Below are 6,132 nucleotides of genomic sequence, written 5' to 3'. Positions count from 1 at the left end.
GCCGCCGAGGGGGCGGCGGCCGGGGCGGCCAGCGAGGCGATGGTGGCCGGGTCCGCGATCGGCGAGGCGGCGTCGTCCGCGGCGGCCCGCGGGGCGGGCACGGCGGCGGGGAGCGCAGCGTCCTGGTTCGACACCGACGACGATCCCGCCGTGTCGAACCAGGACGTCACGGTCGCGGACAGGTCGCCGGAGCCGACACCCGCGTGGGCGGTGGCGGCGATACCGCCCACCGCGACGACGGCGGCGGTGATCCGGGTCGAGGCCGCCCAGCGCGAGCCGTCCTCGGCCCGGGCGTCACGGGCGTGCCGGACGTGCGGACCTGCGGAGAACGAGCCGACCGGGACCCCGATCCCGGCCACCGCGAACTGCGGGGCCAGGAGCGCGAGGCTCGCCTGCCGGCTCCGGGGGGAGCGATGCCGTGCCACGACCCTTCCTTCCGGATCCCGGAACGGCGGACAACCCGTGGGGAGCGGGCGGCCCCCTGGGGAGGAGCCGCGTCCGGTTCGTGACCGTTCCGTGATCTGACACCGACGCTAGCCGGACGCACCGGACGGACAAACCCGATCGGGTGATCACGAGACCGACGGGACGTTGCGGGCGGTGAGCGGACGACGCCGGCCACTCGCCCCGGCCACCTGCCGTTCACCGTGGCGTCGGTCCGGCCGATCCACCTCGGACAGGGCCCTGAGCTGGGCTTTCCGTCGGCCGCGCGCCGCGGCCGAGTGGTCGTGGCCGGGGGCGTCGCGGTCCACCCCCTCACCCACAGTGAGGGCGTGTGCGCGGCGGCTCCCCGACGCGCGCTCCGCGGACGCGGCCGGCCCGGGACCCGTTCGGCGCACCTCGTCGTCGACGGCGCGTGCACCCGCTCACCCGGTGCCCGGATTGCCGCCACGGTGCCGCGGGGGTTGTCTGGACGGGTGCGCCGCCTCCTGGTCCCCCTGCTGACGTGCGCGTTGCTGGTCGTCCTGGCGCCGGCGGCCCTCGCCGCCCCGGCACCGGCCACCGCGGCCGCCGCCCCCGTCCGGTACGTCGCGCTCGGTGACTCCTACGCCGCGGGCGTCGGGGCCCGGCCGGACCCGGCCACCGGCGACTGCCGGCGCAGCACCGCGTCCTACCCGGCGCTGTGGGCGGCCCGGCACGACCCGGCGTCGTTCGTCAGCGTCGCGTGCAGCGGCGCCACCAGCGGCGAGGTGATCGCCCGGCAGGTGCGCACCGTCTCCGCCGACACCACCCTGGTGACGATCACCGTCGGCGGCAACGACACCGGGTTCGGTCCGGTCCTGGCCGCCTGCAGCACCGCCCGCGACGACGAGACCTGCCTGCGCGCCGTCCGGGGCGGGGAGCGTGCCGCCCGCTGGGTCGCGCCCGGCGGGCTGATCTCGACCATCGTCGGGGTCCGGCTGCAGGCCCCCGGCGCGACGATCCTGGTCCTGGGCTACCCGCGGCTGTTGGAGCCGGGCGCCGACTGCGACGTCCCCGGCGTCCCGAACGCCGTCCGCCGGGAGGCGTTGAACCGGGCCGCCGACACCCTCGACGCCGCCCTGGCCGACGCGGCAGGGCGGTTCCGGGGCCGGTTCGTCGACGTCCGTGCCGCGTTCGCCGGGCACGGGATCTGCTCCGCCGACCCGTGGATCACGCCCCCGCCCGCGTCGGCCCCGGCGGTCTACCACCCGACCGCCCAGGGCTACCGCGATGGCTACCTGCCCGCGTTCGAGGCGGCCGTCACCCTCCCCTGACCACCAGGTCCTCGCCCGCTCGTCCCCCAGCGGACACCCGCTCGACATCGGCCGGACCGGCCACGCCACGATGGTTCCCAGGCACCGCCCCCGATCCTGAGGACCCACCTCGTGCGACGCCTGCCCGGAACCCTCCTCGTCCCCGCCGCCCCCCTCGCGACGGCCACGTCCGCCCTCGCCGACTCCGACCGTCCATGGCCCGGTCCGGAGGTCGTCGCGCACCGCGGCGCCTCCGCCGACGCCCCGGAGAACACCCTCGCCGCCGCCGACGAGGCGCTGGCCCAGCGGGCCGACGCCGTCGAGGTCGACGTCCAGCGCACCGCGGACGGTCACCTCGTGCTCGTCCACGACGCCACGCTGGCCCGCACCACCGACGTCGCACAGGTCTTCCCCACCCGCGCCATCGCACCGGTCGGCGCGTTCACCCTCGCCGAGCTGCGCCGTCTCGACGCCGGGTCGTGGTTCTCCCCCGCCTCCGCCGGGGAGCGCATCCCCACCCTCGGGGAGTTCACCGACCGGCTCCGCGGTCGCGCGGACCTGCTGGTCGAGCTGAAGGGCCCGGCGCGGTACCCGGGAATGGAGAAGGAGGTCGCCTACGAGCTCGACGGCCGGCGCGGGGTCGTCGTGCAGTCCTTCGACCACGACGTGATGCGCAGCTTCGCCGAGGCCGCCCCGGAGGTCCCGGCCGGATGGCTGTTCGACGGGCGTCCGACCGCGGCGCAGCTCGACGACGCCGCCGCCCACGGGGTCACCCAGATCAACCCGTCGTTCGAGGTCGTCGACGCCGCGCTGGTCGCGGAAGTCGCGGCGCGCGGGATGCAGACCGGGACGTACACGGTCGACGACCCCGACGACATGCGGCGGATCGCGGCCACCGGGGTGGACCGGATCATCACCGACCGGCCCGCGGTGCTGCGGACGGTCCTCGCAGGCTGACGCGATCCGCGTCCGCGCCGCCGACCCACCGCCGACATCCACCTCACACCACGCGCCCTAGACTTCCCCTCGCGGCGCGGGCACCTTCCCGGCCGGTGAGTGGAGGATCGGGGATGACGGCTGTACGGCGGCCAGGACTGCTCGTCCCGGCGGCACTGGCCCTGCTCCTGGTGGCGGGCTGCGGCAGCTCGCTGGCGACCCAGCCGGGTTCGTCGTCCCGCACGGTCGTCACGACCCAGAACCGCCCGTCCAGCCCTTTCTGCGACGCCGTCGAGGCGAGCCGCACCGCCACCCAGCCGTTCAGCGGGGTGGGCATCGGCCGCTCGATCTCCGATGTCGGCGAGGTCACCGCGAACGTCCGGCAGGCCAACCAGCAGGTCACCTCGCTCGCACCGCAGGAGATCCGCGCGGACTTCGAGCGGGTGGACCAGCTCGTCGAGCGTCAGCTCGACCTGCTGGAGGCCAACGGCGGGGACACCCTCGCCGTCGCCCGTGACCCGGAGATCGCGCAGGACCGGGCGGACCCGGACTACCAGGCCGCGTCGCAGCGGATCCGGGACTACGTGCGGTCGACCTGCGCCTGACCGTCGACGACGACCGGTGCGGTCCGCCGCCACCCCAGGTAGCGGTCGGCCTCGACCAGCAGGGCCCCGCCCAGCCACATCGCGACGACCGCGTCGTCGCCGAGGCCGAACACGGTCAGGAACGCCTCGGGCACCAGGTCGACCGGCGACACCAGGTAGGCCAGGGCCATCAGGAACAGCGCGACCCGGCCCTTGCCGAGGTGCGGGTAGGTGCCGCGCCAGGCGTCGCCGGCCATGGCGGGCAGCGCCCGGAACCGTTCGACGGGTCCGGGCTCGCCGGGGCGGCCGCGACGGGTGAGGGCACGGAAGAGTGTCGCGAACGCGGCCGTGCGGCCGGCGCGGCGACCTGCGGTGGCACTCGCTGCAGTCATGTCCGGTCCAACGCACGGCACACCCCGGTCGTTCCCGGCGAAACGGTCACGTCACACCGGGGACGACCGGGGCGGGGTCAGTGCGAGGCGAGGTAGATGTCGCGCAGCACCCCGGCCTCGGTGCTCATCTCGGCCAGCCGCTGCTTGACGACGTCACCGATGCTGATCATCCCGACGAGCCGTCCGTCGTCGACGACGGGCAGGTGGCGGTGACGCCAGCGGTTCATCAGACCCATGGCCTCGGTGAGCGAGTCCTCCGGCGAACAGGTCACGACGTGCCGGGTCATGACGTCGGCGACGGTGAGATCCAGCAGGCCCGCGCCGTCGGTGGCGAGCCGGCGCACGATGTCGCGTTCGGAGACGATGCCGTCGACGCGTTCGCGACGGCCGTCGTCGGAGACGACGAGCGCGCCGATCGCCGGCGGACCGGCGAGCCGGGTCGCGGCCTCGGCGATGGTGTTCCACGACAACGCGGTGTGCACCGTGTCGCCCTTGATCCGCAGGATGTCCGACACCTTCATGGAACTCTCCCTTCGACGTCCCTATTGTTGCGCTTGCGCAGTAGTTGTGCAATGGCAAAGATTGATCGACGCATCGGTCAGCGCGGAGTAAAGATCGCCGGTGAGGGAGGTGGACGGGATGACCGACGCACACGGCCGAGATCGGGATCACCCGGACGGCGCGACGGTGGAGGCGGGCCTGGCGCTCGCGCGCGCGTTCACCGGCATCAGCGTGCGCGCGGTGGCGGCGGCCGGGGACGCCGTGACCGTGCCCCAGCTGCGGGTCCTCATGCTGATCGCGGACGCGGGGCGCACCAACGTCACCGCGGTCGGTCGTGAACTCGACGTCCACCCGTCGAACGCCACCCGGGTGCTCGTGCGTCTCGGGCGGGCCGGCCTGGTCGAACGCCGCCCCGACCCGGACGACCGGCGGCACCTGCTCGTCGAGCTCACCCCGGCCGGACGGGAGCTGATCCGCGAGGTCGACGCCCACCGTCGCGCCGCGGTCGCCGACCTGCTGGGCCGGGTCCCGCCCGAGCGACGAGTGGGCGCGGCCGACCTGCTGTCCGCGCTGGCCGACGCGGCCGCCCCGCCGACGCCCTAGGATCGGAGGGCGTGAGCGAGGACGCCCCGACCGACGTCGCATCCCTGCGGGCCGCCGTCGCGGCGGGGGCGCGCCCGCGGTTCGTCCCGTTCTGGGGTTCCGAGCCCGCCCCGGGCGACGTGCACGTGCTGAGCCAGTGGCATCCGTCGCCGTTCGTCGTCGACGGGGTCCGCTACGCCACCGCCGAGCGCTGGATGATGGCGGCCAAGGCCCGCACCTTCGGCGACGACGACGCGCTGGACCGCGTCCTGTCCGACGACGACCCGGACACCGCCAAGCGGGCCGGGCGCGAGGTCCGGGGCTTCGACTCGCAGGTGTGGGCCGCGCGCCGGGTCGAGGTCGTCGTCGAGGGCAACCGGGCGAAGTTCCGCTCCGCCGAGCGGCTCACCGCGGCCCTGCTGGGCACCGGCGACGCGGTGCTCGTCGAGGCCTCCCCCGTCGACCGGATCTGGGGCATCGGCCTGGCCGCCGACGACCCCGACCTCGGCGCGCCGGACCGCTGGCCCGGCCGGAACCTGCTGGGCTTCGCCCTGATGCGGGTGCGCGCCGGGCTCGGGAGCCACTGACCCCGACCGGCCCGGATCAGACCGCCCCGGGGTACCGGGAGCGGCGCGGACGGCGGGCCCGGCGCGCCACCAGCACCGCCCCCACCCCGGTCGCGACGGCGCCGCCGACGTAGGGCACGGCGGCCCGGGCGATCTCCCCCGCCCGTCCGACGAGCGCCGCACGCCGCGCCGCGAGACCCGCGCCGAGCCGGTCCAGGCTCGCCCGCAGCTCGCGCGCGGCGTCGACGACCTGGTCGTCGCGGCCGTCGGACCGCGCGGAGAGCCGGTCCCGCAGCTGCGCCGCGGAGACATCGCTGAGGTCGACCTCCTCGGCCGTGTCCTCCGGCACCTCGCCGGCCCGGCCGGCCCCTGCGTCGTGACGCCCCACGACTCCCCCTCACATCCGGCGGACCGCCCGCCGGCCCGCCGAGACAGTGAACCCGCCACGGGCCGCTCCGCGCACCCTCAGGACATTCTCAGACCATCACCGTTGCAACGTAGAGCAGTCGCGATATATCGTGATGACACACGAGCCGATCGACAAGGAGGCTCACGACGAGAGGACCACACGTCATGACCACGCGCGACATGTTCCGGAGCCCCTTCGGGCCCCGCATCCACCGACACCCCCGGGGCCACCGCGGCGCCGGGTTCCCCTGCGGCCCGGAGGAGGCAGCCATGCACGACACCCCCGACGTCCACGGCGACGACCGTGACGACCCCCGCGACGAGGGCGGACCCGGCCACCGCCACGGTCGCGCCCACCGCCGCGGACGCGGCCCCGGCGGCCGGGCCTTCGGTCCCGGCCGCGGGTTCGGCCCCGGAGGCCCGTTCGGTCCCGGAGGCTTCGGCCCGG

At 75.6% G+C, this 6,132-nt stretch carries 9 protein-coding genes; 5 read left to right on the top strand and 4 right to left on the bottom strand.

Annotated elements, in window-relative coordinates; translation table 11 throughout:
* The coding region (locus NH602_RS26960) for a hypothetical protein (RefSeq protein ID WP_253069246.1) at positions 1 to 425 on the bottom strand (425 nt) is incomplete at its 3' end.
* Positions 426 to 917: 492 nt separating this feature from the next.
* Between NH602_RS26960 and NH602_RS26955 the strand changes: the two genes are divergently transcribed.
* The 3 genes from NH602_RS26955 to NH602_RS26945 all read left to right on the top strand — a co-directional run bounded on the left by NH602_RS26955 (position 918) and on the right by NH602_RS26945 (position 3,256).
* Positions 918 to 1,736: an SGNH/GDSL hydrolase family protein gene (locus tag NH602_RS26955; protein WP_253069245.1), complete on the top strand. Its 819-nt coding sequence runs from the start codon at positions 918 to 920 to the stop codon at positions 1,734 to 1,736.
* A gap of 111 nt (positions 1,737 to 1,847) precedes the next feature.
* Complete coding sequence (locus tag NH602_RS26950) at positions 1,848 to 2,672, top strand: glycerophosphodiester phosphodiesterase family protein (protein ID WP_253069244.1); 825 nt, start codon at positions 1,848 to 1,850, stop codon at positions 2,670 to 2,672.
* Positions 2,673 to 2,785: 113 nt separating this feature from the next.
* Entirely contained in the window at positions 2,786 to 3,256 is a 471-nt protein-coding gene (locus NH602_RS26945) for a hypothetical protein (RefSeq protein WP_100878075.1), read from the top strand.
* Here NH602_RS26945 and NH602_RS26940 read toward each other — a convergent pair.
* Positions 3,232 to 3,627 (bottom strand): YkvA family protein, encoded by a 396-nt coding sequence (locus NH602_RS26940; protein ID WP_073574195.1) that lies wholly within the window; start codon positions 3,625 to 3,627, stop codon positions 3,232 to 3,234. The two genes, NH602_RS26945 and NH602_RS26940, sit on opposite strands and share 25 nt — an antisense overlap.
* 77 nt (positions 3,628 to 3,704) lie before the next feature.
* Positions 3,705 to 4,148: a CBS domain-containing protein gene (locus NH602_RS26935; RefSeq protein WP_073574196.1), complete on the bottom strand. Its 444-nt coding sequence runs from the start codon at positions 4,146 to 4,148 to the stop codon at positions 3,705 to 3,707.
* A gap of 118 nt (positions 4,149 to 4,266) precedes the next feature.
* On the opposite strand from NH602_RS26935, the gene NH602_RS26930 reads away from it, so the two are divergent.
* Together NH602_RS26930 and NH602_RS26925 are read left to right on the top strand one after the other, a co-directional pair.
* A complete protein-coding gene (locus tag NH602_RS26930) occupies positions 4,267 to 4,731 on the top strand; it encodes a MarR family transcriptional regulator (RefSeq protein WP_157818257.1) in 465 nt (154 codons plus the stop codon).
* Between the two features lie 11 nt (positions 4,732 to 4,742).
* Positions 4,743 to 5,297: an NADAR family protein gene (locus tag NH602_RS26925; protein WP_253069243.1), complete on the top strand. Its 555-nt coding sequence runs from the start codon at positions 4,743 to 4,745 to the stop codon at positions 5,295 to 5,297.
* Between the two features lie 16 nt (positions 5,298 to 5,313).
* Here the strand turns inward: NH602_RS26925 and NH602_RS26920 are convergent, their stop codons facing one another.
* On the bottom strand, positions 5,314 to 5,664 hold the full coding sequence (locus tag NH602_RS26920; protein ID WP_073574198.1) for a hypothetical protein: 351 nt from the start codon (positions 5,662 to 5,664) through the stop codon (positions 5,314 to 5,316).
* Between the last annotated feature and the right edge of the window lie 468 nt (positions 5,665 to 6,132).

Source organism: Pseudonocardia sp. McavD-2-B (assembly GCF_024124365.1).
Lineage (GTDB): Bacteria > Actinomycetota > Actinomycetes > Mycobacteriales > Pseudonocardiaceae > Pseudonocardia > Pseudonocardia alni.
Note: the sequence above shows the minus strand (reverse complement) of the source record. Positions and strands in the feature narration are given on the sequence as shown.